General features: G+C 69.2%; 23 protein-coding genes and 1 pseudogene. 14 read left to right on the forward strand and 10 right to left on the reverse strand.

The genetic code is table 11. The features are described from left to right. Window positions 1-56 precede the first annotated feature (56 nt). The 5 genes from OG607_RS40020 to OG607_RS40040 all read left to right on the forward strand — a co-directional run bounded on the left by OG607_RS40020 (window position 57) and on the right by OG607_RS40040 (window position 6,442). Window positions 57-1,010 carry a glycosyl hydrolase gene (locus OG607_RS40020; RefSeq protein ID WP_405734417.1) on the forward strand — a complete coding sequence of 318 codons (954 nt, stop codon included), beginning with the start codon at window positions 57-59 and terminating at the stop codon, window positions 1,008-1,010. An 80-nt stretch (window positions 1,011-1,090) separates the two neighbouring features. Continuing rightward, the gene (locus OG607_RS40025; RefSeq protein WP_405734419.1) at window positions 1,091-1,603 is read left to right on the forward strand and encodes a TlpA family protein disulfide reductase; all 513 of its coding nucleotides are present in this window, start codon (window positions 1,091-1,093) and stop codon (window positions 1,601-1,603) included. Beyond that, the gene (locus tag OG607_RS40030; RefSeq protein ID WP_405734421.1) at window positions 1,600-3,984 is read left to right on the forward strand and encodes a carbohydrate binding domain-containing protein; all 2,385 of its coding nucleotides are present in this window, start codon (window positions 1,600-1,602) and stop codon (window positions 3,982-3,984) included. The genes OG607_RS40025 and OG607_RS40030 overlap by 4 nt, the downstream gene beginning before the upstream one ends. Before the next feature lie 407 nt (window positions 3,985-4,391). Next, window positions 4,392-5,114, forward strand: coding sequence for a transporter substrate-binding domain-containing protein (locus OG607_RS40035; protein ID WP_405734423.1), 723 nt, complete (start codon window positions 4,392-4,394; stop codon window positions 5,112-5,114). A gap of 113 nt (window positions 5,115-5,227) precedes the next feature. After that, entirely contained in the window at window positions 5,228-6,442 is a 1,215-nt protein-coding gene (locus OG607_RS40040; protein ID WP_405734425.1) for an acyltransferase family protein, read from the forward strand. 1 nt (window position 6,443) lies between these two features. On the opposite strand, the gene OG607_RS40045 is transcribed toward OG607_RS40040, so the two are convergent. Together OG607_RS40045 and OG607_RS40050 are read right to left on the reverse strand one after the other, a co-directional pair. Beyond that, window positions 6,444-6,704: a hypothetical protein gene (locus OG607_RS40045; protein ID WP_405734427.1), complete on the reverse strand. Its 261-nt coding sequence runs from the start codon at window positions 6,702-6,704 to the stop codon at window positions 6,444-6,446. Window positions 6,705-6,895: 191 nt separating this feature from the next. Then, complete coding sequence (locus OG607_RS40050) at window positions 6,896-7,489, reverse strand: TetR/AcrR family transcriptional regulator (RefSeq protein WP_405734429.1); 594 nt, start codon at window positions 7,487-7,489, stop codon at window positions 6,896-6,898. Window positions 7,490-7,577: 88 nt separating this feature from the next. On the opposite strand from OG607_RS40050, the gene OG607_RS40055 reads away from it, so the two are divergent. Then, a complete protein-coding gene (locus tag OG607_RS40055) occupies window positions 7,578-8,270 on the forward strand; it encodes an NAD(P)-dependent oxidoreductase (RefSeq protein ID WP_405734431.1) in 693 nt (230 codons plus the stop codon). On the opposite strand, the gene OG607_RS40060 is transcribed toward OG607_RS40055, so the two are convergent. Together OG607_RS40060 and OG607_RS40065 are read right to left on the reverse strand one after the other, a co-directional pair. Continuing rightward, window positions 8,257-9,564 (reverse strand): saccharopine dehydrogenase family protein, encoded by a 1,308-nt coding sequence (locus tag OG607_RS40060; RefSeq protein WP_405734433.1) that lies wholly within the window; start codon window positions 9,562-9,564, stop codon window positions 8,257-8,259. The genes OG607_RS40055 and OG607_RS40060 overlap by 14 nt on opposite strands. A 34-nt stretch (window positions 9,565-9,598) precedes the next feature. Next, window positions 9,599-10,126 (reverse strand): DUF664 domain-containing protein, encoded by a 528-nt coding sequence (locus OG607_RS40065; protein WP_405737374.1) that lies wholly within the window; start codon window positions 10,124-10,126, stop codon window positions 9,599-9,601. Between the two features lie 194 nt (window positions 10,127-10,320). On the opposite strand from OG607_RS40065, the gene pgm reads away from it, so the two are divergent. The 4 genes from pgm (at window position 10,321) to OG607_RS40085 (ending at window position 14,452) form a co-directional block, all read left to right on the forward strand. Then, window positions 10,321-11,961 (forward strand): phosphoglucomutase (alpha-D-glucose-1,6-bisphosphate-dependent), encoded by a 1,641-nt coding sequence (gene pgm, locus OG607_RS40070; RefSeq protein WP_405734435.1) that lies wholly within the window; start codon window positions 10,321-10,323, stop codon window positions 11,959-11,961. Between the two features lie 84 nt (window positions 11,962-12,045). Next, on the forward strand, window positions 12,046-13,224 hold the full coding sequence (locus tag OG607_RS40075) for an acyl-CoA dehydrogenase family protein (RefSeq protein ID WP_405734437.1): 1,179 nt from the start codon (window positions 12,046-12,048) through the stop codon (window positions 13,222-13,224). Window positions 13,225-13,286: 62 nt separating this feature from the next. Continuing rightward, window positions 13,287-13,838: a hypothetical protein gene (locus OG607_RS40080; protein WP_405734439.1), complete on the forward strand. Its 552-nt coding sequence runs from the start codon at window positions 13,287-13,289 to the stop codon at window positions 13,836-13,838. After that, window positions 13,835-14,452 (forward strand): ATP-binding protein, encoded by a 618-nt coding sequence (locus tag OG607_RS40085; RefSeq protein ID WP_405734441.1) that lies wholly within the window; start codon window positions 13,835-13,837, stop codon window positions 14,450-14,452. Before OG607_RS40080 ends, OG607_RS40085 begins: the two co-directional genes overlap by 4 nt. 463 nt (window positions 14,453-14,915) lie before the next feature. Here the strand turns inward: OG607_RS40085 and OG607_RS40090 are convergent, their stop codons facing one another. Further along, window positions 14,916-15,440: a VOC family protein gene (locus OG607_RS40090; RefSeq protein WP_405734442.1), complete on the reverse strand. Its 525-nt coding sequence runs from the start codon at window positions 15,438-15,440 to the stop codon at window positions 14,916-14,918. A 112-nt stretch (window positions 15,441-15,552) separates the two neighbouring features. Next, window positions 15,553-16,128, reverse strand: coding sequence for an NADPH-dependent F420 reductase (locus OG607_RS40095; protein WP_405734444.1), 576 nt, complete (start codon window positions 16,126-16,128; stop codon window positions 15,553-15,555). Window positions 16,129-16,211: 83 nt separating this feature from the next. Here OG607_RS40095 and OG607_RS40100 point away from each other — a divergent pair, with 83 nt between their 5' ends. Next, window positions 16,212-16,790, forward strand: a complete 579-nt coding sequence (locus OG607_RS40100) for a MarR family winged helix-turn-helix transcriptional regulator (RefSeq protein WP_405734446.1) — start codon at window positions 16,212-16,214, stop codon at window positions 16,788-16,790. A 329-nt stretch (window positions 16,791-17,119) separates the two neighbouring features. Here the strand turns inward: OG607_RS40100 and OG607_RS40105 are convergent, their stop codons facing one another. Further along, window positions 17,120-17,866 carry an SDR family oxidoreductase gene (locus OG607_RS40105; RefSeq protein ID WP_358808860.1) on the reverse strand — a complete coding sequence of 249 codons (747 nt, stop codon included), beginning with the start codon at window positions 17,864-17,866 and terminating at the stop codon, window positions 17,120-17,122. Window positions 17,867-17,958: 92 nt separating this feature from the next. On the opposite strand from OG607_RS40105, the gene OG607_RS40110 reads away from it, so the two are divergent. Then, on the forward strand, window positions 17,959-18,567 hold the full coding sequence (locus OG607_RS40110) for a TetR/AcrR family transcriptional regulator (RefSeq protein ID WP_405734448.1): 609 nt from the start codon (window positions 17,959-17,961) through the stop codon (window positions 18,565-18,567). Window positions 18,568-18,744: 177 nt separating this feature from the next. On the opposite strand, the gene OG607_RS40115 is transcribed toward OG607_RS40110, so the two are convergent. The 3 genes from OG607_RS40115 to OG607_RS40125 form a co-directional block, all read right to left on the reverse strand. Next, window positions 18,745-18,996, reverse strand: a complete 252-nt coding sequence (locus OG607_RS40115; RefSeq protein ID WP_405734450.1) for a hypothetical protein — start codon at window positions 18,994-18,996, stop codon at window positions 18,745-18,747. Window positions 18,997-19,045: 49 nt separating this feature from the next. Further along, window positions 19,046-19,237 (reverse strand): hypothetical protein, encoded by a 192-nt coding sequence (locus OG607_RS40120; protein WP_405734452.1) that lies wholly within the window; start codon window positions 19,235-19,237, stop codon window positions 19,046-19,048. Window positions 19,238-19,349: 112 nt separating this feature from the next. After that, window positions 19,350-19,694 (reverse strand): hypothetical protein, encoded by a 345-nt coding sequence (locus OG607_RS40125; RefSeq protein ID WP_405734453.1) that lies wholly within the window; start codon window positions 19,692-19,694, stop codon window positions 19,350-19,352. A gap of 150 nt (window positions 19,695-19,844) precedes the next feature. Here OG607_RS40125 and OG607_RS40130 point away from each other — a divergent pair. After that, window positions 19,845-20,614, forward strand: a pseudogene (locus tag OG607_RS40130) (transposase family protein). 691 nt (window positions 20,615-21,305) lie between these two features. Next, window positions 21,306-23,909, forward strand: coding sequence for a rifamycin-inactivating phosphotransferase (gene rph, locus OG607_RS40135; protein WP_405734455.1), 2,604 nt, complete (start codon window positions 21,306-21,308; stop codon window positions 23,907-23,909). Window positions 23,910-23,970 lie beyond the last annotated feature (61 nt).

Raw genomic sequence — 23,970 nt, forward strand, 5'->3', positions numbered from 1 at the left:
AGTCGCGCAGGAGCGACCCCATGAACACCCGTCACACTCACGCCCCGGGACGAACGATGACGACCGTTGCACACCCCCTGTTCCGAGACCCCGTTCACGACGGCGCGGCCGACCCCACCGTCATCTGGAACCGGCACACCCGCGAGTGGTGGATGCTCTACACGAACCGCCGTGCCGACGCGCCGCCGATCAACGACGTGAGCTGGGTGCACGGGACCGACATCGGGATCGCGTCCTCCGCGGACGGCGGAGCCACCTGGCTGTACCGGGGGATCGCCGATGGGCTGGACACCGAGCCGGGGCGGCACACCTACTGGGCCCCGGAGATCGTCGACGACGGCGCCGAGTACCACATGTACGTCAGCGTCATCCGCGGTGTTCCGTCCCGGTGGGAGGGCCATGTACGGGTGATCCGCCACTACACGAGCCACGACCTCTTCTCCTGGACATACCGCTCCGACCTGCCGCTCTCGTCGGGAAACGTGATCGACGCCTGCGTCCTGCCGCTCCCCGCCGGGGGCTACCGCATGTGGTACAAGGACGAGGCCGACCACCAGCACACCTACTCGGCGGACAGCCCCGATCTGGAGCGGTGGACCGTCCGGGGGCCCGCTGTCGAATGCTCGGAGCACGAAGGCCCGAATGTCTTCGAGTTCGGCGGCGTCCACTGGATGCTCGTCGACGAATGGCACGGCCTGCGGGTGCTTCGCTCGCAGGACCTGGAGACCTGGGAACCGCAGGGGCTCATCCTCGACCTCCCCGGGCAGGGCGCTGACGACGCGACGTACGGATTGCATGCCGACGTCGTCACCAGCGAACTCGGCGCCTTCGTCTTCTATTTCACGCACCCCGGGCGAACCCATGAGGGCGCCGCTCACGACAGCGACTACGACGTCCGCCGGAGCTCGATCCAGGTCGCCCGCCTGCGGGTGAGCGGGAACACCCTCGTGTGCGACCGCGACGAAGCCCTTGAGGCTCCGATCCTGCCTCTCGGAGGGCCGGCCCGGTGACGCGGGACCCGGCGACGCGGCAGCGACTTCTTCCACAAACCAACCAGGGACAGGGCGGGGCAAAGATGCCTGCACTGAGGATGATTCCATTCGTCGCCGCGCTGCTGCTCGTCACCGCATGCCAGCCCACGACGCCGGCCGCCTCCGGTGTGACGCTGCTCGACGGGGACCGGATCACCGTCTCGGGGCCCACCGTCGTATCCGGCATTCCCATCGACGACCAGGGCAACGTCGATGCGGCGGAGGCGCGGAGACAGATCCCGTCCCTCAAGAGCGTGGCGCTGCAGTATCCCGACGTCCGGGTTCTCATCACCGACTCGGACGGGAACACCACCGATGCCGCGCTGCAGAACTTCGCGGCGAACTGGGCGATCCCGACCCAACTCGTCGTCGCCGCGGACTCCGCCTCCGCCGGCGCACAGCTGTCCACCGACGGACAGCTCCACACCGTGCTGATCGGCGCCGACGGGCACGTCGCCGCCGATTGGTCGAACCATGCCGCCCCCACGCAGGCAATCGTCGCCGCGCTCCGCAAGGTCGCGGCGAGCCCGTCCACCGATTCCGACAGTGTCGTACGGAAAGAGACACCATGAGACGTGCAAGAAGGACCCGACGACTCATCGCAGGCGTGGTCGTCAGCCTGCTGACCGCCTGCGGAGCGATATTCCTGACGCCGGCCGGGACGGCACAGGCGACCGGCTCGGCCTATTACGTGGACTGCTCGGCGACAACCGACGGGACCGGTACCTCCGCCTCGCCGTGGAACTCGCTGTCGGACCCGAACGCGACGACCTTCGCCGCCGGGGACCAGCTGCTGTTCAAGAGAGGGACAACCTGCTCCGGCACCCTGCACCCGCTGGGCTCGGGCAGCTCGTCGGGCGGCTCGATCTCCATGGGCGCCTACGGTTCGGGCGCCCTGCCGATCATCGCCGGGGCCGGCGCCACGGACGCGATCTACCTGTACAACCAGCAGTACTGGGAGATCTCCAACCTGGAGGTGACGAACACCGGCGCCGTGAAGGGCGCGAACGCGCGACGCGGTGTCTACGTGGTGCTCGAGAACTACGGGACCGGGACTCACTACAAGATCAGCAACCTCAGCATCCATGATGTGAACGGAAACCAGTCGAAGGAAGTCGACGGCAGCGCCGGCATCCAGTTCTCCGTTCTCGGGACCACGACGGCCAGCGCCTTCAGCGACGTTGACATCGACGGCAACACGGTGGCCAACGTCGCCCGCAGCGGTATCAACATGTCGAGCACCTGGCTGTGCCGGCCGTCCATCGGTTGCAACAACCCGGCCTGGACCCCCTGGACCGACGTCGTCGTCCAGAACAACACCGTCCACGACACGGACGGCGACGGCATCGTCGTGCAGATGTCGCAGGACGCCGTCATCCAGTACAACGTGGTCTACAACGCGGCTCTGGCGAACTCGGCGAACGCGGGCATCTGGGCGTGGGACTCCGACGGCACCGTGATCCAGTACAACGAGGCGTACGGGACCGAGAAGAACTCCGGTAACACCGACGGCCAGGGCTTCGACGTCGACTACGGGCAGGACGGCACGATCGTCCAGTACAACTACAGCCACGACAACGCGGGAGGGTTCATCCTCTTCTGCGGCTGCGGCGGGGGGACACACCTCTCCAGCAACGCGGCGGTCCGTTACAACGTCAGTGAGAACGACCTCCTGCGCGTCATCACCATGGACGGATCACAGGACTCCAAGTTCTACAACAACACCATCTACCTCTCGTCGGCTTCCACCGCGGACATCCTTCAGGTCACGGGCGCCTGGAACGATCTCGCGCTCGCCAACAACATCTTCTACAACCTGGGCAGCGGCGGTTACGTCTACACCAGCGGCCAGCCGGAGTCGAACTTCTCCTGGCAGAACAACCTCTTCTACGGCAACCACCCGTCCAGCGAGCCGACGGACACGGGGAAGATCACGTCGGATCCGCTGCTGACCTCGGTCGGTTCCGGTGGCACCGGCATCGACAGCGTCAGCGGCTACCAGATCAGTTCCTCGTCGTCCCCGGCCATCGGTGCGGGAGTCGTCATCCCCGACAACGGCGGCCTGGACTACTGGGGTTCGACCGTTCCCTCGGTCTGCCCGCCCGACATCGGCGCGGACCAGTACAGCTCGCCCACCGACTCGACCTGCCTGGCGAACCGGAACCTCGGCTTCGAGAAGGGGTCGCTCACGGCCTGGAGCAAGTGGAACACCGTCTCGGTGGTGAGCTCGGGCGCCCATTCCGGAACCTACGCGGCCCAGATCTCGTCCTCGCCCGCATCCATCGAACAGTCCGTCCCCGTCGCGCCCCGGACGACGTACCGCGTCTCGGGCTGGGTCAAGTCCGCTGTCGCCGGCGAGGTCATCAACGTCGGCGTCAAGAACCACGGCGGAATCGAGACGTACGCCAGCGCCAGCAGTACCGCGTGGACGTACGTCTCCGCGGACTTCACCACCGGGAGGACCGCCACCACCGCACGGCTGTACTGCTACAAGAGCTCGGGCACTGGGTACGGATACTGCGACGACCTCGCCGTCACCGCCGTCACGAACTACGTGGTCGACGGCAACTTCGAGTCCGGCCAGACCGTGCCCTGGCGCAATGGGAACTGGTCGCTCTCGACCACGTCGTCCAACGGCACCTACGCCGGACTGGCGACCACGTCCCTGAGCGGCAGCACGCTGTGGCAGATCGTCTACAACCTCACGCCGAGCACGACCTACCGGCTGACTGGCGCGCTCGCGAGCGGGACCTCCGGTGAAACGACCGCACTGGAGGCCAAGGTCTACAACGGCTCCGCCACCACGAGTGCCTCGACCACTTCGAGTACCTACTCGAAGGTGTCGACAACCTTCACCACGGGATCGAGCGCGACCACCGCCCGCATCTACTGCCATCTCTCCTCCGGAAGCGGCAACGGCTACTGCGACGAAGTCACCCTGACCCAGCAGTGAAGGTGAACGAGGAGCACCGGTTGATCACGGCGACCACAACCCCGCGCAGCGGCCCGAGGAGGTGCGACGCGACGACCCGCGACTGATGAATCCGGCCACGGCGACATGATGTCGCGGCGTCGCCGGAGTGCCCGGACAGAGCCGCTGTCCGGGCACTCCGGCGCCCGGGCACGCTCGGGGACCGGGGCTTCGGGGTCGAGCCGATGCCGGATCGGTGCCGACGACGCCAAGGAGGGCCCCCGGGCCTTCGCGGAGCGCAGACCCGCGGTCTGGAGCGGCCGCTGAGCGATCACTCCGGTGATCCTCGGTGCGGCCGGGCAGGACGTCGGCCGGGCGCTGGCTTCGCGCTGGTCACGCGGCCATCCTTCGCGAACGGTGGCGACCGACGTGCCGGTAAGATCCGCTCCATGGGGATCTTGACTGCTGCAATCACCAAGGATCTGGCGCCGGAGGGCGTGCTGCGGGCCTCGATCAATCTGGGCAATCCGGTGCTGGCCCAGGGCACGCCGACGGCACCGGCCGGCGTCACGGTCGACATCGCGCGGGAGATCGGCGCACGGCTGGACGTGCCGGTGGAACTCCTCTGCTTCGACGCCGCGCGAAAGTCGTACGAGGCGATGGCGGCGGGGCGGGCCGACATCTGCTTCCTGGCCATCGAGCCCGCCCGTGAGGCCGAGGTCGCCTTCACCGCGCCGTACGTCGTGATCGAAGGCGTATTCGCCGTGCCCCAGGACTCGGCCATCACCACGGTCGCTGACGTCGACCGTGCGGGCGTGCGCATCGGCGTGAAGCGTGGATCCGCCTATGACCTGTTCCTCTCCCGCACGCTGCGGCACGCGACCGTCGTGCGCGGAGAGGAAGGAGCCGACGAGTTCCGCGCCCAGGGCCTGGAGGTCGCGGCCGGCATCAGGCAGCCGATGACCGGGTTCGTCGCGGCGCATCCCGAAGTCCGGCTGATCGAGGGCCGGTTCATGCAGATCCAGCAGGCGGTGGGCACGACCACGACCCGGCGACCCGAGACCGTCCAGTCCCTCAGGGACATCGTCGAGGCGCTGAAAGCCGACGGATTCGTCGCTGACGCTCTTCGCCGCGCGAATCAGTCCGACGCCCTGGTCGCGCCACCCGGATAGCCGCAACCCTCCCGGCCCCACAGCCGCTGGGGATGGTGCTCCGCGCGCCCGTCCCCAACACTGGTGAGGCAGACGGCAGACGGCAGATGGCAGTCGGGGGAGGGGCATCGGCCATGGCGACCCGCATCGAACCGGTACCGCAGGCGCTGCCGGAGAGGCGCCCGGAGCTCGACGCGCTGCGCATGCTCGTGGTGTTCGGGCTGATCTTCTTCCACTCGGCTCTCGTCTTCGCCACGGAGGGCGACTTCTACGTCCGGAACTCCGAGACCACGGAGGCCATCACCTTCCTGCTCGGCTTCGCGGTCGTCTGGGCGATGCCCGCGCTGTTTCTGGTCTCCGGCCTCGGCTCCTGGTATTCGCTGCGCCGCCGGGGCACGGCCCGCTTCGTCAAGGAACGTCTGTTACGGCTGGGCGTGCCGCTGGTCCTGGCCACCCTCGTACTCAACCCCCTGCCGCAGTGGCTGCGTCTGCGCTCCGCGGACCCCGGCTACGACGACTCCTACCTCGCCTTCCTTCCGCACTTCTACGACGTGCACATCGACCTCTCGGAGTTCCCCTTCTTCGTGCAGGGCGAGTACTTCGAGACCGGCCACCTGTGGTTCGTGGTGCTGCTGCTCACCTTCTCCCTGATGCTGGCGCCCCTGTACCGCCTGCTGCCGGCCGACCGGGTCCGGCCCGTCGCCGACCGGCTGGCGCAGGCCGCCGTCCGCTTCCGCTGGGCGATCCTGCTGCCGGCCATTCCCCTCGCCCTGATCTGCGCCCTCGCCGGCATGGAGGAGAACTACGCGGCCTGGCACCGCTGGGCCTACCTGGTGTTCTTCGCCGCCGGCTGCGCTCTCGCCGCCGACGACCGAATCCGTACCGCCATGCGCCGGGCGGCGGTGCCGGCCGGCTGGGTCGGGGGCGGTCTGTTCGCACTGGCCGGTCCGGGCTTCGGCCTCGTGGACGAGCCCTTCACCGAGATGACCGCCCTGGCCATGGTGGTCCGCGTGCTCTTCGGCGCGGCCGGCTGGTGCCTGGTCGTCGCCATCCTGGGCCACCTCGACCGGCGCCAGGTGGCACGGGCCGCCGAGCCGGGCGCGGCGCCGGTCTCCTCCGGGCGCAGCCGCGTCCACGCCTACCTGGCCGCCGCCGTACTCCCCGTGTACGTCCTGCACCAGCCCATCGTCGTCGCCGTCGCGTACTTCGTCGTCGGCTGGAGCGCCCCGATCCCCGTCGAGTACGCCGTGATCGTGACCATTTCCCTGGCCCTCACCCTGGCCGCCTACGAGCTCCTGGTGCGGCGCACGCGCGCGACGCGGTTCCTCTTCGGGATGCGCACGGCATGAGTCAGATCTCGATCCGCCGTTGCCACCATGGCAATCCGGGCTGCGCGAAGGGGTCGTTGACGGTTCGGCTGAGCACGCGGTCATCCAGAGGTTCGAGGGCCGCACGGATCTCGCGTCGGGCTTTTCCGCGCAGTGCGCAGGTGGCGTGCTCCAGGAGCGTCCGTATGTGGCCCGTGGGCGCGTCCGCGTATCCGTAGCGCCAGTCCTCGGCGTTGCGGGGGCGGCGGGCGCGAAGGGCCCACCGTCGAAAGGCTAGGGCCACCTCGCCCGGGGACAGTCCGCGAGTGCACTCGAACTGTGCGATCTGCCGATTGGCCGAAGCGGAGAGCCCGCGAATGACGGTCCGCCGGTGGTGCCTGTCGCGCCGTCGGGGCAGCTGCGACCTGATCTCGCCCGGAGATCGGCGAGGCATGGGGACTTCCAAGATGTCCTGGTGAAAGCTGTTCGCCGATACTACAGCCGACGCGGTGGCCGGCGTCGGACACCCCACAGCGCCGCCCGGAGCGTCGGGCTGAGGATGCGGCGTACGTCGGCGGATGTCAGGTGGGTGTACGCGGGCAGCGGATTGAGGTACCTGGTGAAGATCAGGCCGCCGATCACGGTGACGGCGGCGGTGGCCCGGTCGGTCGCGTCGGGGCCGCCGAGATATTCAGCGATCCGGCCGAGGACCTCGCGGTCGAGGTACTCCCGGAAGACCCGCATCACGTCCTCGTTCTGTACGGCGAGGCTGTTGAACTCGGTGTCGTCCCAGAGGTCGGTGACGGCCTTGAGGAGCCGGTCGGGCAGGCCGGCGGGGTCGCCTTCCAGCGCCGGGGACAGGGCGAGGGACTGGGCGCACTGCACCTGCGTCACCTCGCCGAACAGGCCTTTCTTCGAGCCGAAGTGGTAACTGATGAGCGCCGAGTCGACACCGGCCTCGGCGGCGACGGCCCGCAGGGTGGTGCCGCGGTAGCCGTGCTGGAGGAAGAGGCCGCGGGCGGCCTCGGTGATGCGGGCTTTGGTGGGGGGATTTCCCGGGGGGCGCCCCCGCCCTCGCGTGTTATTCATCAACATTGAATATGGCGACGCGGAGTCGGCAGTGTCAAGGCATCAACAGCCCCCGGAACGACCGGGGATGAGGTGAGGAGTTGACGCCATGCGTCTCGTCGTCCTCGGTGCCACCGGCCCGACCGGCCGTCGGCTGACCGACCAGGCTCTGGCCGCCGGCCAGCAGGTCACCGCGGTGGCCCGCCGCCCCGAAAGCCTTCCGCCGCGCGCCGGACTCGGCGTCGTCGGCGCCGACATCGCCGACGCGGAGGCGGTCGACGCGGCGATCGCCGGGAGCGACGCCGTCCTGTCGGCGCTGGGGGCCGCGCCGAGCCGGCGCCCCGTCACCGTCTACTCGGTGGCCGCGCGGAACATCATCGCCGCCATGGAACGGCACGGGGTGAAGCGGCTGGTGGTGGTCAGCTCCAGCGTCACCGATCCCGCCTGGCGTCCCAGCGGTGCGTTCTTCTTCAACAACGTGCTGGACCCGTACGTCAACCGGGTGATCGCCCGGACCGCGCACGAGGACATGCGCCGGATGGAAGCCCTCGTCCGGGCGAGCGACCTGGACTGGACGATCGCCCGCCCGTCCGGCCTGTTCGACCACCCCGTGGTGACGGACTACGCGCTCGCCGAGAACAGCGGGGACGGTGTGTTCACCGCGCGGGCCGACCTCGCCGCGAGCATGCTGCGGGAGCTGGCCGACGACCGGTTCGTCCGCAAGGCGATGGGGGTGGTCACGACCGCCGTCAAGCCGGGCATCCCCCGGCTGATCTGGCGCGAGGCCGTCAGGAAGAAGTGAGGCCCCCGCCCACGACGCCGGCCGAGATCTCCATGCCGGCCGCGCGCAGCCGGTCCACGAGGGCGTCGCCGATGCCCGTGGCGGGGGTGAGTACGCCGCCTCCGCCGCCGGGCAGGGCGGGCAGGGCCTCGCGGTCGAGGGCGAGGGCGAGCGCGGACTGCCCGAGCATGACCGCCGTCGCCTGGTAGCCGGGATCCCCCTGGGCCTTGAAGCGGGCGGCGTAGCGCGCGCCGCTGGTGGTGGTCGCGTACACGTCCATGGTGAAGTGGCCCTGCGCCCGCGCCTTCTCGCCGGGGCCCTGCCCCGGCTTGGGCAGGATCCGGTCGAGCAGCAAACGGGTGGGCGGCACGGCCAGGCCGACGATCAGTCCGGCGATCCCGGCCGCCATGCCCGCGGCGAGCAGCGGCGACAGGGGTGAGCCGCCGACGCTCATCACCTCCCGGTAGCGGAAGCCCCGGCCGTACGCGTATCCCCGCAGCGCGTTGCTCCGCCGCACGATCCGCGTGTTGTACGCGGCCATGCCGAACGGCGCCAGGGTGCCCCGCAGCCCCGGGCTCACGGCACGGCCCCGGGCGAGCACGATGTCGGCCTGCCGCCCCAGATCCGGCTCGCCGGGCCGGTCGGGGCTGAGGGTGTACGGGTCCAGGGCCAGCTTCCGCAGCGCCGGATCGCGCTTGAGGGTGTCGACCTGATGCCGCACCGAGTCGATCGTGCCGCCGCTGACCCCGCCCCTGACGGACGAGAGCACCAGCGTCGTGTCGGTAAGCTCGCCGGCCCCGTCCGCCCGCACCCGCTCGAACAGCACGTGCACCCCGATGTCCGACGGGATCGAGTCGAATCCGCAGGCGTGCACGATACGGGCGCCGGTGGCCCCGGCCCGTTCGTGGTGTGCGTCGATGCTGTCGCGTACGAACAGCGCCTCCCCGCACAGGTCGACGTAGTCCGTCCCCGCTTCGGCGCAGGCCGCCACCAGGGCGTGGCCGTACTTCGCGTACGGGCCGACGGTGGTGACGACCACCCGCGCGCTCTCCGCGATCGCCCGGATCGCCGCGCCGTCACCGGCCTCGGCCACCACCAGCGGCCACTTCTGCGCCCGTCCGCCCAACCGCCCCCGCGTCAGGGCCAGTTTCTCCTCCGAGCGTCCCGCGAGCGCGATCCGCGTTTCCTCGGGGGCGGCCTCGGCCAGATGCGCGGCCACCAGCTCGCCGACGAAACCGGTCGCCCCGTAGACGACTATGTCGAATTCGCGGTCACGGCTGTCCGGACCGGCGCCGTGCGCTGTTTCGTCGGCCACAGGGATGTCCTACTCCGTCGGAGGATTTCCGAGCTTACTTGTGCGGCAGTACGCCGTGCCGCAGTACGCCGCGTACGAAAGCGGCCTGGCCGGCGTGCTGAAGGGCGTCGGCGATGACACTGACGAGCCGGACGCCGAGGGTCACGGGCGGGGTCCAGTCCTCGTCGACGACGCGGTCGAAGTCGGAGTCGTCCAGCCCGGCGAGGTACTGGACGGTGCTGTCGTGGACGGCGTCCTGGTAGCCGGTGAGGAGCTCGGGGGTCAGGCCCTGTACGGCGGCCACGTCCTTGGGGGAGTGGCCGTAGCCGGTGGCGGCGGAGGAGAAGGGCAGGGCGAAGCGTTCGAACCAGCCCTGGGAGGTCCAGAGCTGCTCGGTGCCGGCGGCGTCGGCGAGGTGGTCGTCCTGGATCCGGGTGAGGTGCCAGACGAGCCAGGAGAGGGAGTTGGCGCGGTCGTCGAGACGGGCGGTGAGCTCGTCGGGGCGCAGGCCTGTGACGACCTCGTGGACGGTCTCCCGGACACGTCCGAAGGCGTCGATGAGCAGGTCGGAGCCGGCGGTCATACGGGCACGCTCCTTCGCGGGCGCGGACATGGGACTGACAGTGACTATGGCACCGGACCGGCTCCGGCCGGGGGTAGCCACGGCTTGGTGTCGCAGGCGCGGTGTCGCGCCCACAGGCGCACCGGCGAGAATGGATGATGGCCCTGCCGGCACGGGCGCGGCGGACACGGGCGGACACGGATGGAGAGTCGGACATGGTGCACGAACGGGCGGGACAGCCGGCGGGGCCGGCGGATCTGATCGATGTCGCCCGGCTGGTGACGGCGTATTACACCCTGCACCCGGACCCCTCGGAGCCGGGCCAGCGGGTGGCCTTCGGCACTTCCGGGCACCGAGGCTCGTCGCTCGCGACGGCCTTCAACGAGGACCACATCGCGGCCACCAGCCAGGCGATCTGCGACTACCGCACCGCTCAGGGCACAGACGGTCCGCTCTTCCTCGGCGCCGACACCCACGCCCTGTCCGAGCCCGCCCGCGCCACCGCGCTGGAGGTCTTCGCGGCCAACGACGTGACCGTGCTGATCGACAGCGAGGACGGCTACACCCCGACCCCGGCCGTCTCGCACGCCATCCTCACCCACAACCGGGGCCGCACCGGCGGCTTCGCGGACGGCGTGGTCGTCACGCCCTCCCACAACCCGCCCGCCGACGGCGGCTTCAAGTACAACCCGCCCAACGGCGGTCCGGCCGCCTCCGACGCCACCGGCTGGATCCAGGACCGCGCCAACGAGCTGATCGCGGGCGGCCTGTCGGGCGTACGCCGGGTGCCCTATGCGCGGGCGCTCGCCGCGCCGACGACCGGCCGCTACGACTTCACGGGCCGTTATGTGGACGACCTGCCCGCCGTCCTGGACCTGGACGCGGTCCGCTCGGCCGGCGTCCGGATCGGCGCGGATCCGCTGGGCGGCGCCTCAGTGGCGTACTGGGGCCGCATCGCCGAACGGCACCGGCTGGACCTGACCGTGGTCAATCCGCTGACCGACCCCACCTGGCGCTTCATGACCCTGGACTGGGACGGCAAGATCCGGATGGACTGCTCGTCGCCCTATGCGATGGCCTCGCTGATCGCCCAGCGCGACGCGTACCAGGTGGCCACCGGCAACGACGCGGACGCCGACCGGCACGGCATCGTCACCCCCGACGCCGGGCTGATGAACCCCAACCACTATCTCGCGGTGGCCATTTCCTACCTGTACGCGCACCGGGAGGGCTGGCCGTCCGGCGCGGGGGTCGGCAAGACCCTGGTCTCGTCGGGAATGATCGACCGGGTGGCGGGCGAGCTGGGGCGCAAGCTGGTCGAAGTGCCCGTCGGTTTCAAGTGGTTCGTGGACGGCCTGCTCGACGGGACCCTGGGCTTCGGCGGTGAGGAGTCGGCGGGCGCGTCGTTCCTGCGGCGGGACGGCTCGACCTGGACAACGGACAAGGACGGCATCGTCCTGGCCCTGCTCGCCGCCGAGATCATCGCCGTGACGGGGCGCTCGCCCTCCGAGCACTACGCCGCCTTGACCGAGCGGTTCGGGGAGCCCGCCTACGCGCGGATCGACGCCCCCGCGACGCGGGACGAGAAGGCCGTCCTCGCCCGGCTCACGCCGGCTCAGGTCGCGGCCGATGAGCTGGCGGGGGAGCGGGTCACCGCCGTGCTCACCGAGGCGCCGGGCAACGGCGCGGCGATCGGAGGCCTGAAGGTACAGACGGAGAACGCCTGGTTCGCGGCCCGTCCCTCGGGCACGGAGGACGTCTACAAGATCTACGCCGAGTCCTTCCGGGGCGCCGATCATCTGGCTCTGGTCCAGGAGGAGGCCAAGGCGGTGGTCGCCTCCGCGCTCGGCGGTTAGAGCCTGTCCGTACGTCATGGCCCTTCCAGATTTCTGCAACGCGTTCTAGTCTGTGCGCCGCAGACCCGGACCTCTGGAGGGGCCGTGCACCTGGACTACACGCCCGAACAGCAGCGGCTGCGCACCGAACTGCGCTCGTACTTCGCCGCGCTCGTGCCCGAGAACGCGTACGCACGCCACACCGACCCCGCCGCGCAGAAGCGGTTCTACCGCGAGACCATCCGCCGCCTCGGGGCGGACGGGCGGCTGGGGGCGGGGTGGCCGAAGGAGTACGGGGGCCAGGGACTCAGTCCCATGGAGCAGTTCATCTTCTTCGACGAGGCCGCGCAGGCGGGGGTGCCGCTGCCGCTGATGGCGCTGAACACGGTGGGCCCCACGATCATGCAGTTCGGGACGGAGGAGCAGAAGGCGTACTTCCTGCCCCGGATCCTGTCCGGGGAGCTGGATTTCGCGATCGGCTACTCGGAGCCGGACGCCGGGACGGACCTCGCCTCGCTGAGGACCCGCGCGGTGCGGGACGGCGACTCGTACGTGGTCAACGGGCAGAAGATCTGGACCACGAACGGCGACACCGCCGACTGGGTCTGGCTCGCGGTGCGTACGGATCCCGATGCGCCGCCGCACAAGGGCATCAGCATCCTGCTGGTGCCGACCACGGATCCCGGCTATTCCTGCACGGTCATCACCACCCTGGCCTCGCACGACACGACCGCCAGCTACTACGAGGACGTACGCGTCCCGGTCAGCCGTCGGGTGGGCGAGGAGAACCAGGGGTGGCGGCTGATCACCACCCAGCTGAACCACGAGCGGGTCACCCTCGCCGCGCACGGCACCATGGCGATCCGCGCGTACCACGACGTCCGCCGCTGGGCCGCCGCCACCAAGCTCGCCGACGGGCGCCGGGTCATCGACCTGGGGTGGGTGCGCGGCCGGCTGGCCAGGACGCATGCGCGCCTGGACGCCATGAAACTGCTGAACTGGCAGATGGTCGACGCCCTCCAGCGGGGCACCCTGACCCCGCATGACGCCTCCGCGGTCAAGGTGTACGGCTCCGAGGCGCGCCGCGAGGCCTTCGCCTGGCTCATGGAGATCGTCGGCGCCGCCGCACCCATGAAGGAGGGCTCCGCGGGCGCCGTCCTCCATGGCGAACTGGAGCGGGGTTACCGCAGCGCGGTCATCTTCACCTTCGGCGGCGGAAACAACGAGATCCAGCGCGAGATCATCTCCTGGCTGGGCCTCGGCATGCCGAGGGTGCGGCGTTAGCAACTTTGTGACGAGGATTTTTAGTTGGCACAAAAGAGGGATAGTTGGCATCAAGATCAGAGTTGACCGTCTATGACGGCCGGCGGAAGATCGCCCGCCATCAGCGGCTGGCAGGTCGCGGTGCCGAGCACCTTGTGCTGGACCACTTCCTGGAAGCCCTGCTGACCAAGCCGGGGGCCCTGGAACGTTCCGAGGCCCTCCACCAGGCCCGCGCCGAAGGCACCTTCACGGCCGTCCACGAAGCGTTCTGGGCCGCGGCCAAGAAGGCCCTCGGCGACGTCGATGGAACGAAAGCCCTGGTCAAGGTGCTGTTGCTGCACCGCCACCAGCGGCACACGGACGTGGTGACCGGGATCCGCGCGGCCCTTGCGACGGGCACCTTCAACGAGGATGTCATCGCGCTGGAGGCCCGCAAGGCGGCCCAGGCGGCTGGCCGGGCACCGACCGTCACCGCCGGCACCCGCGCTTCGGAGCCGTTGGAGCTGGACCCGGCCCAGGTCACGCCCCTGACCCTTCGCCGTCTGGCTCGTGCTTTGCCCGCCGATCAGCGTCCCCTGCCCCGCTTGGAGCAGTGGGACGAGCTGTTACAGCTTCGCCGGAAGGATCGATCATGACCACCGCCCATCATGCGCTGACCGCACAGGCATCCGACGCGGCAGTCGACACCGCCTGCCGCATGCTGCGGCTGCCCACCATGCGAGCCCAGGCCGCCGACACGATCGGCCGGGCCGAACGCGAGGGCCTGTCCTACGCCGGGTTCCTCGCCGAACTGTTGATGGCGGAGTGCGAGGACCGAGACCGCCGCCGGGCCGAACGTCGCATCCGGGCGGCCCATTTTCCCCGGGACAAGTCGCTGCGGGAGTTCGACTACAGCGTCAATCCCCATGTCGATCCGGCGGTGGTCAACAATCTCTGCTTGTCGTCTGCTGCCTCCACAATGCGACCGCAGGGCGCGTCACATCACCCGTGTTGCCCGGCCGACTTTTGCGCCTTTCATCACCTGCGGCGCCCCGACGAGTGTGGCAGCCCGTTCAGGCGAGCCCATGTACTCGGCTTCGGCTGCCGCGAAGTCACCGTCGTGCTCGACAGCCCAGATGAGTTCATTGTTGGTGTCGTCGACGTACGCGAACACCACACGGAACCCGAACTTCTGGCGCTGCTCGATCAGCTTGTGCCAGTAGACGAGGAACGTCTCCATCTGGCCATTCTCGATCTCGTAGCGACGTAGCTGCGTCTTTGCCACTTCTTACCTCCTGGGTCGACGGCGGTGGCCGCCAGGGGCGGCGGTCCACCGGTGGTGGTCCGGTCACGCTCTTGCTGATCAGCGGCTCAAGGCTCAGCGTCAGCCGCCGATGGTGGCCACTTCGACGGTGTTGTCCCAAGGGTCGGTGAAGAGCAGCCCGCTGCCCTCGTGCCCGGGGGCGACGCCGTAGTGCCGCAGCCGCTGGTCCAGCTCGCTGACGACATCGGCGTTGGGGACGCGGACGCGGACGAGCCCAATGGTTGATCAGGTGCCCCCGCGCGGGGGCGCCTGGCGCATGCCCACCTGCAGCTGCAGGTAGCCCAGCGCATCCAACCCGCGCGGCGCGCAGCACGCCGGCGCCGAGTTCGAGAAGGGTGGCGGAATCAGCCAAGGTGTCGCTCCTGGCTACGTCCTGGTTATGTTATGTGGTCGTGCCTGGCGGCCGTGCCTAATCGTGGGCTGGGGATGTTGAAAAGCGGATCTCGCCGGCGGTGTGCACGCCGCTCCACTGGCTGATCTCGGTTGCCAGGTCAAGGGGTTCAAGGTTCGAGCCGGATGCGTACGCGGCCCACTGCTCGCGCGGGAGCATCCACATGATCTCGAATTCGTTGCCGTCGGGGTCGGCGCCATAGACGCTCTTGGTTGTGCCCCCGTGGCTGGACTCTCCGGTGTACGCGCCGGCCTCGGCCAGCAATTTGCGGGCTTGCTGGAGATCGTCGATGGTGTCGACTTGCCAGGCCAGGTGGTAGAGGCCGATCCCGCCGCGGCGTTTGGGTGGCGCGGCCGGGCCGACGCCCATGAGGCCGATGTCGTGATCGTGCACGGAGCGCGGCAGTCGCAGAAACACCGCGTTGGCTCGGGGTTCGCGCGAGGCGACTCCCATGCCGAAGACTTCGGTGTAGAACCGCTCGGATCGCGCCAGATCGGCGACGAACAGGACGGCGTGGTTGAGTCGCACCGGACCGATGCTCATCGGGATTCTCCTTGTCGTGACTGCTCAGGAAAGCGTTGCTGGTTGGCCCCGGGTCGCTCGGGGGATGTGCGGCCGGCAGCGTCGCCGGCCGCACATCCCCCGAGCGGTGATATCACTGGGCGAGGGCGAATCCGCCGGTCCAGGAGGTCTTCTCGGTGGCGGCGAGGGTGAGCTGCAGGAAGCCGACTGCCTCCAGCTCCCGGGCCCGCTTGAGGCTGCCCGCGTCCACGGCTCGCAGCTCGCCGGCGCTGATCACGCCGGCGAGCAGCGCCTTGGCGTCCGCGTCGTCGCCGGCGAGCAGCACGGTGGTCGGCTGACCGCCTGCCGTGCCGGTGGCCAGCGTGCCGGCGAAGTTGGTGTTGAACGCCTTGACGACGCGCGACTCGGGCAGCGCGGCGGCGATCTCGGCGGCAGCCGAGCTGTCGGCCGGGACGGTCAGCGAGTCGAAGGTCTCGAAGTTCAGCGGGTTCGTGATGTCGACGACGACCTTGCCGGCCAACTGGGCACCGCGCTGGGCGATGACCTGCGCGACGGCCGGGTACGGCACGGCGAGCACCACGACATCGCCGGTGACCTCCTTGTCCGCGTCGGCGCTGCTGATGAGCTCCACGGTGTTGCCGCCCTTGCCGGCCAGGCCGGCGATGACCTGCCCCATGTTCCCGGTGCCGATGATGCTGATGTGTGCCATGACGACCTCCCGTTTGTTGTAGCTACAACCATGACACATCATTTCGGTTGTAGCAACAACTATCTTGGTGGCATACTGCGAGTATGGACACGCGATGGCTCACCCGGGAGCAACTGGCGGCATGGGTACGGCTGGCCGCCGTGCTGGAGTTGCTGCCGACGGCCCTGGACGGCCAACTACGACGTGACGCCCAGCTGACCCACTTCGACTACCAAGTGCTCGCCATGCTCTCCGAGTCACCCGACCGCACCATGCGGATGGCAAAGCTCGCCGAAGGCACCACCGCCACCCTCGCCCGGCTCTCCCACGTCGTGCAGCGCCTGGAAAGCCGCGGTCTACTGGAACGCGTGCCCTGCCCGGGAGACCGGCGTGCCACCAACGCCCGCCTCACCGAGGCCGGCTGGCAGAAGGTGCGACAGGCCGCCCCGGGTCACGTGAGCTTCGTGCGGGACAACGTCATCGACGCACTCGCACCCGAGCAGGTCAGCCAGCTCGCCGACATCACCCAGGCCATCCTGAGCAGGCTCGACCCCACCGCCGACCGGGCCGGCATGTACCAGTGGTACGACTCGCTCGACAAACGTGACGGTGGAGTGACCTCGGCCGAAGTGGCCGGCTGGGATGTCCTGGACGGAGAGACCATTGAAGATCCGCCATCTTGAAGATGCTGGTCACGGTGCTGGTGTGAGTCGTTGTTCGTGTACTCGTGCTGGTCGTGGGCGGTTGTCCGGCGTGAAGACCGTTTGCCCTGTGTGTCACCGTCCGCTGTCATTCAATCGGGCGTTTGACAGTGAACCCAGTCGTTTCGGCTTCCTTGCCGGCGAACCTAGTCGTACGAGGTGACGCTGGGGGTGCCGGGCGGCCCTGCCGGTCGGAGTGATCTTGCGCTCCGTGTCCAGTCTGGGCGTGCTGCGCGGATGCTCGTGTCGGCCAGGCGGAATGTCGCGGGCGACGACTCGCCCGCGACGGTTCGGGACTCCGCGTGGCGGGGTCAGAACTGGTTCTCGCCGCCGTTGACGTGCAGGGTGGTGCCGAGCACGAAGCTGCTGTCCGCGGAGGCGAGGAAGGCCACCGCGGCGGCGACCTCCTCCGGGCGCCCCCTGCGACCGATCGGCACTCCCGCCGCGAGTTCCGCCTTGACGGCGGCCGCGTTCTCCTCGCCGATGGCGATGTCGACTCCGGGGGTGTCGATCGCGCCCGGCGCGACCGTGTTGACCCGGATGCCCCTGCCCTTCAGCTCGTTGGCCCAGGTCCGCGCGAGGGACCGAATCGCGGCCTTCGACGCCGCATACAGGCCGAAGGCCTCTCGGCCGTCGTCGGCGCGGATGGAGTCGTTCAGAATCACCGAGGCGCCGTCGTTGAGCAGCGGCAGCGCCTTCTGCACGGTGAGCAGTGTGCCCCGGACGTTGACGCCGAAGATCTGATCGAACTGTTCCCCGGTGGCCTGAGCCAACGGTGCGAGCGTGGCCATGCCCGCGTTGGCGAAGAGCACGTCCAGGCCCCGGCCGCGGTCACGGATCGCGTCGTACAGCCGGTCCAGGTCGGTCGGCTCCGATATGTCGCCCGGCACCGCGGTGACCGCGGAACCGATCGACTCAACGGCCCTGTCGAGCGCATCCTTGCGCCGGCCGGTGATGAACACATGGGCGCCCTCGGACGCCAGCCGCGCGGCGGTGGCCAGGCCGATTCCTGTGCTCCCGCCGGTGACAACGGCGGTCTTGCCTTCCAGCTGTCCCATTGCTTGAACTCCCGAAACTTAGATACCGATCGGTGCAGAATGGAACCGTAGCACTTCTGCACCGATCGGTATCAAGGCCGTAGGATTGGGTCATGGAGATCACCCGGAAAGCGCCGATCGGCCGGCCGAGAGGCTTCGACGCCGACGAGGCCCTGGAGCGGGCGATGATGGTCTTCTGGGAGCAGGGCTACGAAGGCGCCAGCCTGACCGACCTGACCCGCGCCATGGGCATCACCCGCAAGAGCATGTACGCGGCCTTCGGCAACAAGGAGGAGCTGTTCCGTAAGGCCCTGGAGCGCTACACCGAAGGTCCCGCCGCCTATGCGGCCCGCGCACTGGAGAAGCCGAGCGCCCGGGAGGTGGCCACGGCGTTCCTCGCCGGCTCGGTCAGCACGACCACCCGCCCCGGCTGCCCCGCCGGGTGCCTGGGCGTGCAGGGCTCGCTGGCCTCAGGCGACTCCGGACGGGCGGCCCAGGATGCCCTGATCGCCTGGCGCGACGACGGCCGTGCTCGCCTCCGCCACCGGTTCCAGCAGGCCGTCGACGAGGGTGATCTGCCCCCCGGCGCGGACCCGGAACTGCTCGCCCGGTACGTCATGACCGTGGCGAACGGCATCGCCGTCCAGGCTGTCGGCGGCGCCACTCGCTCCGAACTCCAGCAGGTGGCCGACGCGGCGCTGCGGAACTGGCCACCCGTCTGACAGTAGGTGCCCGTGGGAGCGTGTCGCGCCACCCGAAGCGAGGAACCGCACCCAAATCAGCGACATCGCCAGCCATCAAGCCCTCCGCTTGGACAATGAAGTTAGTCGCCGCAGGTCGCAGAACCGCTCTCGGCTAACTTCGCTGTCCAAGGGCACACCGGGTGACTTCGAGGTTCGTCAGGACGAGCAGGGCCCGCAGGAGCGTGGTGGCGTGCCGGACGTGCAGGCGGAGCTTGGTGAGGATCCTCCAGTGTGTTTCCCGCTGTAGTTGCGGCGGTTGTCCTTCCCGGTGCGGCGCCGGGTGCGGATCAGGGTGCCGTCGACCAGGACGACGTGGCCGCCCTTTCGGGTGACCTTCTTCAACGCGCGCTCCAGGCGCTCGGCCCGGGCGGCGAGCAGCTCGACCACTTCCAGGACCCAACGGCGCACCGTGGCAGCGGAGATGCGGTTGCCGCCCGCCATATCGGCAAGGCGCTGGTCATGGCGCAGGACGGCAAGAACGATCGTGGCGATTCTCCCGGCCGGGGAGCTTGCGCCACCGGGAGCGGATCTTCTTCAGGTGGCCGCGCAGCAGGTCGCCGAGGAAGGTGAGGGTGGCCCTGGACAGGTGCAGGCTCGACTGGTAGACAACCGTCTCAGTGCCCCCGGCGGGGCTGGTTTTCTTTGACATGAACTATCAACTGCCGCCGAGCGCACGGACGTTACGGCTGGAGCCGCACAGCGTGAGCAGCGCGGTGTGTTCACAGCGTGGTGGTGAACTTCCCGTCGGCCAGCTTGCGCAGTCAGCCGCGCTCGGCCAGTCGGTTCAGCTTCGAGCGCAGTGCCTCCGAGCGGGTCGGCTCCAGGGAAATCCCCAGCTCACCGCAGACCTGCTTGACCATGACCGGCCCCTCCGCCCTGCGCACCACATCCATGATCCGCTGGTAGTCCGCGGGCAGGACCGCCTCGTCCACGCCCCGCTCGCGCTGCGGCACCAACAGCACGACACGGCCCGCGACCTGCCCGGCGGCCGGCGGTGTCTTCTGCTCTGGTTCGGCACGCAGTTGCTCGGCCAGCCGACGCATGACCCGCTCGGCGACGGCGAGTTCCTCCAGCTCGTCACGCTCTTCCTGAAGCTCCTGGCTCAACTTCTCCGCCTGCACCTCCAGTTCAACCCGGCGAGCCGTGATCAACTCACGAACGTCCGGTTGGGGTTCGTACGGATCTGCGCTGGTCGCGATCCCATGGCCACAACTAAAGCGTGTTGCAGAAGGCTGTGATCTGGGCATTTCTCCTGCATGGGTGGGGTGTTGAGGGCTGAGCCGGTGTGGGTGGAGACGTTCACGGGGCTGCGGATGCGGCAGTTCGATCGGCTGTTGCGGGTGGTGCGGGAGCGGGGCGGCAATGGCATGGCGAGGGTCGGCCGTGGTGTCTGCCGCTGGCGGACCGGGTGCTGCTGGTGGCCGTGTACTACCGGGCGAACCTCACGATGCGGCAGCTCGCCCCGCTGTTCGGGGTCTCGCCGGCCACCGTGTGCCGGGTCATCCAGCGGCTGCGGCCGCTCCTGGCCCTCGAGCCGGCCGCCCGGCCCGCCGATGCCGCGGACCGGCTGTGGATCGTGGACGGCACCTTGATCCCGGTGCGCGACCGGACCGTGGGCGCCTCGAGCCGCAACTACCGGTTCTCCGCGAACGTGCAGGTCATCATCGATGCCTACACGCGCCTGGTGATCGCTGCCGCCCGGCCGGCCCCGGGCAACAAGGCCGACGCCCACGTGTGGCGGTACTCCGGCCTGCCGGCCCAGTGCCAAGGCGTCACCGTGCTCGGCGACGGCGCCTACATCAACACCGGCCTGGTCGTCCCACACCGCAAACGCCCCGGCCGGCCCCTGCTGACCGGCGAAGAAGCCGACAACGCCGAGCACCGCCGGGTCCGCGCCCGCGTCGAGCACACCTTCGCCCGGATGAAGAACTACAAGATCCTCCGCGACTGCCGCCAGCGCGGCGACGGCCTCCACCACGCCGTCCAGGCCGTCGCCCACATGCACAACCTCGCCCTCGCCGCATGACCAGAACAGCCGCACTTGAGCCCTGACCTGCAAAAACACAGCCTTCTGCAACACGCTTTAGTTCATGAGCCTGGTAGGGGACTTTCGTGACTGAGACTGCTAGGTGCAGTCGGTGCCCAGCTGCGGCGACAGGCCTTGTGACCTGCGCTGTACCAAAGTGCCAACTATCTCTCTGATTCCGTACCTCCAGTCGCTGAACCTAGTTGGCATCGGTGCAGGTCACGAATGTTGCCTGGTGCCAACTAGCAATCCTGGTCACACAACTTGAGTGTGTGACTTCGCGCTCTGTACGAGACTCTTCAGCCTCGATCGTTCATCCGGGGCCGGGGCCGGGGTCGGGGCCGGGGCGGGGTGAGGGCCCGGTTGTGGCGTCGGGTGGGCGCCGGGCTGGCCGCCCTACGCGGCGCGCCACCGATTCGACGGCAAAAGACAAAGGCAAGGAGAGCTCTCTCCTTGCCACTCTCAACGTATAGCGCACTGGGGGGCTTGCGGCAAGCCCCGGGTCACGGCGCAGAATCGTCGGCCGATGCCACAACCTGCGGAAATGAGGGCACGACGTGCGTGTGTTGTTGTCGACGTATGGGGGACGCGGTGACGTCGAACCAGTGGTGGGACCGGCAGAGTTGGAGGCGCCGGTGATTGGATCGGCCACCGCAGTGCAACGGAGCACGGCTGCCTCGGAGGTATCGCAGTGATCGAGCAGTACGTGTTGGATCTTCAAGAGGTCGACGAGACGCAGGTCGCGGTCGTCGGCGGCAAGGGCGCGCACCTGGGCGGGCTGTCGCGGATCGAAGGCATCCGCGTGCCGGGTGGCTTTTGCGTGACGACGGACGCCTTCCGGCGGATCATGGCGGAGGCGCCGTCGATCGACGATCGGCTCGATCAGTTGTCGCGCCTGAACCCGGACGACCGGGAGGCGATCCGCACGCTCAGCGCGCAGATTCGTCGGACCATCGAAGGGATTGCCATCGCGGGCGATCTCGCGGCGGCGATCACCCGCGCGCTCGCCCAGCTCGGCGAGCAGGCCGCCTACGCCGTCCGATCCAGCGCGACGGCGGAGGACCTGCCGACGGCCTCCTTCGCCGGCCAGCAGGACACGTACCTGAACGTCGTGGGGCCGACGGCGATCCTCCAGCACGTCAGCCGGTGCTGGGCCTCGCTGTTCACCGAGCGGGCCGTGACCTACCGCCAGCGGAACGGTATCGACCACCGTACGGTCCACATGGCCGTGGTCGTGCAGCAAATGGTCTTCCCGCATGCGGCCGGCATCCTGTTCACGGCCGACCCCGTCACGGGCAACCGGAAGGTCGCCACCGTGGACGCCGGCTTCGGCCTCGGCGAGGCCCTGGTCTCCGGCCTGGTGAACCCGGACGTCTTCAAGGTGCGAGACGGCGAAGTCGTCGCCAAGGCGATCGCCGCCAAACAGCGTGCCGTTCACGCCCTGCCGGCCGGCGGTACGCAGGAAGTGGCGATCGACTCGCAGCGGCAGGAGCAGCCGTCGCTGACGGATGCGCAGGTGGTGCGGCTCGTGCAGCTGGGGCGGCGGATCGAAGCGCACTTCGGCCGCCCGCAGGACATCGAATGGTGCCTGGTCGACGATGGCTTCCAGATCGTTCAGAGCCGGCCGATCACGACGCTGTTCCCCATCCCCATCCCCGAGGCCGGCGACCAGGAGAATCACGTCTACGTCTCCGTCGGTCATCAGCAGATGATGACCGACCCCATGAAGCCCCTGGGGTTCTCCATGTGGCAGCTGACGGCCATGGTGCCGATGCACGAGGCCGGCGGGAGGCTGTTCGTCGACGTCACCCGGCGCCTGGCCTCGCCCGCGAGCCGCGCCGGCCTCCTGGACGTCATGGGGAGAGGCGATCCGCTCGTGAGGGACGCGCTGGAGACCGTCCTCGACCGCGACGATTTCGTCCCGTCGCTCCCGGACGCGGGTCCCGGCGGGCCGCCGGCCGGCGGTGCGCCCGCCCCGATCGAGCCCGATCCGGCCATCGTCACCGAGCTGATCGAGCGCAGCCAGGCGTCCGTCGCCGCCCTGGAGCGCGACATCCGGACGAAGACCGGACCGGCGCTGTTCGACTTCCTGCTGGAGGCCTTCGAGGAGCACAAGCGTGTCCTCGGTGATCCGCTGAATTTTCAGGCGATCATGGCGGGGATGGAGGCCACGTGGTGGCTCAACGACAAGCTGCAGGAGTGGCTGGGCGAGAAGAACGCGGCTGACACGCTGACGCTGTCCGCCCCCGACAACGTCACGTCGGAGATGGGACTGGCGCTGCTCGACGTCGCGGACGTGATCCGCCCGCAGTCGGAGGTGGTGGCGTTCCTGCAGGGCGTCGAGGACGAGGGCTTCCTGGACGAGCTGGCGAAGCTCGCGGGCGGGACCGAAGCGCGCGACGCCATCGATGCCTACCTCGACCGGTACGGCATGCGCTGCGTCGGCGAGATCGACATCACGAGGCCACGCTGGCGCGAGCGCCCCACCACGCTCGTGCCCGTGATCCTCGACAACGTCAGGAACTTCGAGCCGGGCGCCGCCGAGCGGCGCTTCGAGCAAGGGCGGCAGAAGGCGCAGCAGAAGGAACAGGACGTGCTGTCACGCTTGCGGGCCCTGCCGGACGGGGACCGGAAAGCCGACGAGGCCAAGCGGATGATCGACCGGGTCAGAACCTTCATCGGGTACCGGGAGTACCCGAAGTACGGCATCGTCAGCCGCTACTTCGTCTACAAGCAGGCACTGATGGAGGAGGCCGAGCGCCTCGTACAGGCCGACGTGCTTCCTGAGAAGGAGGACATCTTCTACCTCACGTTCCAGGAACTCCACGACGCCGTGCGCTCGAACCAGGTGGATGACCAGCTCATCCAGCAGCGCAAGGACGCCTTCCGGTCGCACCACGCGCTCACACCGCCCCGGGTCCTTACATCGGATGGCGAGGCCGTCACCGGGGCGTACCGGCGCGACGACGTCCCGGCCGGCGCCCTGATCGGCCTACCGGTTTCCGCCGGGACCGTCGAGGGAAGGGCCCGCGTCATCCTTGACATGGCGGAGGCCGATCTCGAAGCGGGCGACATCCTGGTCACGACCTTCACGGACCCCAGCTGGTCGCCGCTGTTCGTCGGAATCGCGGGCCTGGTGACGGAGGTGGGCGGCCTGATGACCCATGGCGCAGTGATCGCCCGGGAGTACGGCTTGCCGGCCGTCGTGGGCGTGGAGCAGGCCACCCGGCTGATCCGGGACGGGCAGCGGATCCGCGTGCACGGAACCGACGGGTACGTCGAGATCCTGCCTTGACCGACCACACCGAGAAGGGCCTGTCCGGCGGATCTTGCCGGACAGGCCCTGGCCCCGAGGA

The sequence above is a fragment of the Streptomyces sp. NBC_01537 genome (assembly GCF_045040445.1).
Classification (GTDB): domain Bacteria; phylum Actinomycetota; class Actinomycetes; order Streptomycetales; family Streptomycetaceae; genus Actinacidiphila.

Excerpts from the sequence above, each read along its gene's own strand:
- OG607_RS40020 (WP_405734417.1), top strand. The coding sequence starts at position 57 with ATGACGACCGTTGCACACCCCCTGTTCCGAGACCCCGTTCACGACGGC.
- OG607_RS40025 (WP_405734419.1), top strand. The coding sequence starts at position 1,091 with ATGATTCCATTCGTCGCCGCGCTGCTGCTCGTCACCGCATGCCAGCCC.
- OG607_RS40030 (WP_405734421.1), top strand. The coding sequence starts at position 1,600 with ATGAGACGTGCAAGAAGGACCCGACGACTCATCGCAGGCGTGGTCGTC.
- OG607_RS40035 (WP_405734423.1), top strand. The coding sequence starts at position 4,392 with ATGGGGATCTTGACTGCTGCAATCACCAAGGATCTGGCGCCGGAGGGC.
- OG607_RS40040 (WP_405734425.1), top strand. The coding sequence starts at position 5,228 with ATGGCGACCCGCATCGAACCGGTACCGCAGGCGCTGCCGGAGAGGCGC.
- OG607_RS40050 (WP_405734429.1), bottom strand. The coding sequence starts at position 7,489 with ATGAATAACACGCGAGGGCGGGGGCGCCCCCCGGGAAATCCCCCCACC.
- OG607_RS40055 (WP_405734431.1), top strand. The coding sequence starts at position 7,578 with ATGCGTCTCGTCGTCCTCGGTGCCACCGGCCCGACCGGCCGTCGGCTG.
- OG607_RS40065 (WP_405737374.1), bottom strand. The coding sequence starts at position 10,126 with ATGACCGCCGGCTCCGACCTGCTCATCGACGCCTTCGGACGTGTCCGG.
- pgm (WP_405734435.1), top strand. The coding sequence starts at position 10,321 with ATGGTGCACGAACGGGCGGGACAGCCGGCGGGGCCGGCGGATCTGATC.
- OG607_RS40085 (WP_405734441.1), top strand. The coding sequence starts at position 13,835 with ATGACCACCGCCCATCATGCGCTGACCGCACAGGCATCCGACGCGGCA.
- OG607_RS40090 (WP_405734442.1), bottom strand. The coding sequence starts at position 15,440 with ATGAGCATCGGTCCGGTGCGACTCAACCACGCCGTCCTGTTCGTCGCC.
- OG607_RS40095 (WP_405734444.1), bottom strand. The coding sequence starts at position 16,128 with ATGGCACACATCAGCATCATCGGCACCGGGAACATGGGGCAGGTCATC.
- OG607_RS40100 (WP_405734446.1), top strand. The coding sequence starts at position 16,212 with ATGGACACGCGATGGCTCACCCGGGAGCAACTGGCGGCATGGGTACGG.
- OG607_RS40105 (WP_358808860.1), bottom strand. The coding sequence starts at position 17,866 with ATGGGACAGCTGGAAGGCAAGACCGCCGTTGTCACCGGCGGGAGCACA.
- OG607_RS40110 (WP_405734448.1), top strand. The coding sequence starts at position 17,959 with ATGGAGATCACCCGGAAAGCGCCGATCGGCCGGCCGAGAGGCTTCGAC.
- OG607_RS40120 (WP_405734452.1), bottom strand. The coding sequence starts at position 19,237 with ATGTCAAAGAAAACCAGCCCCGCCGGGGGCACTGAGACGGTTGTCTAC.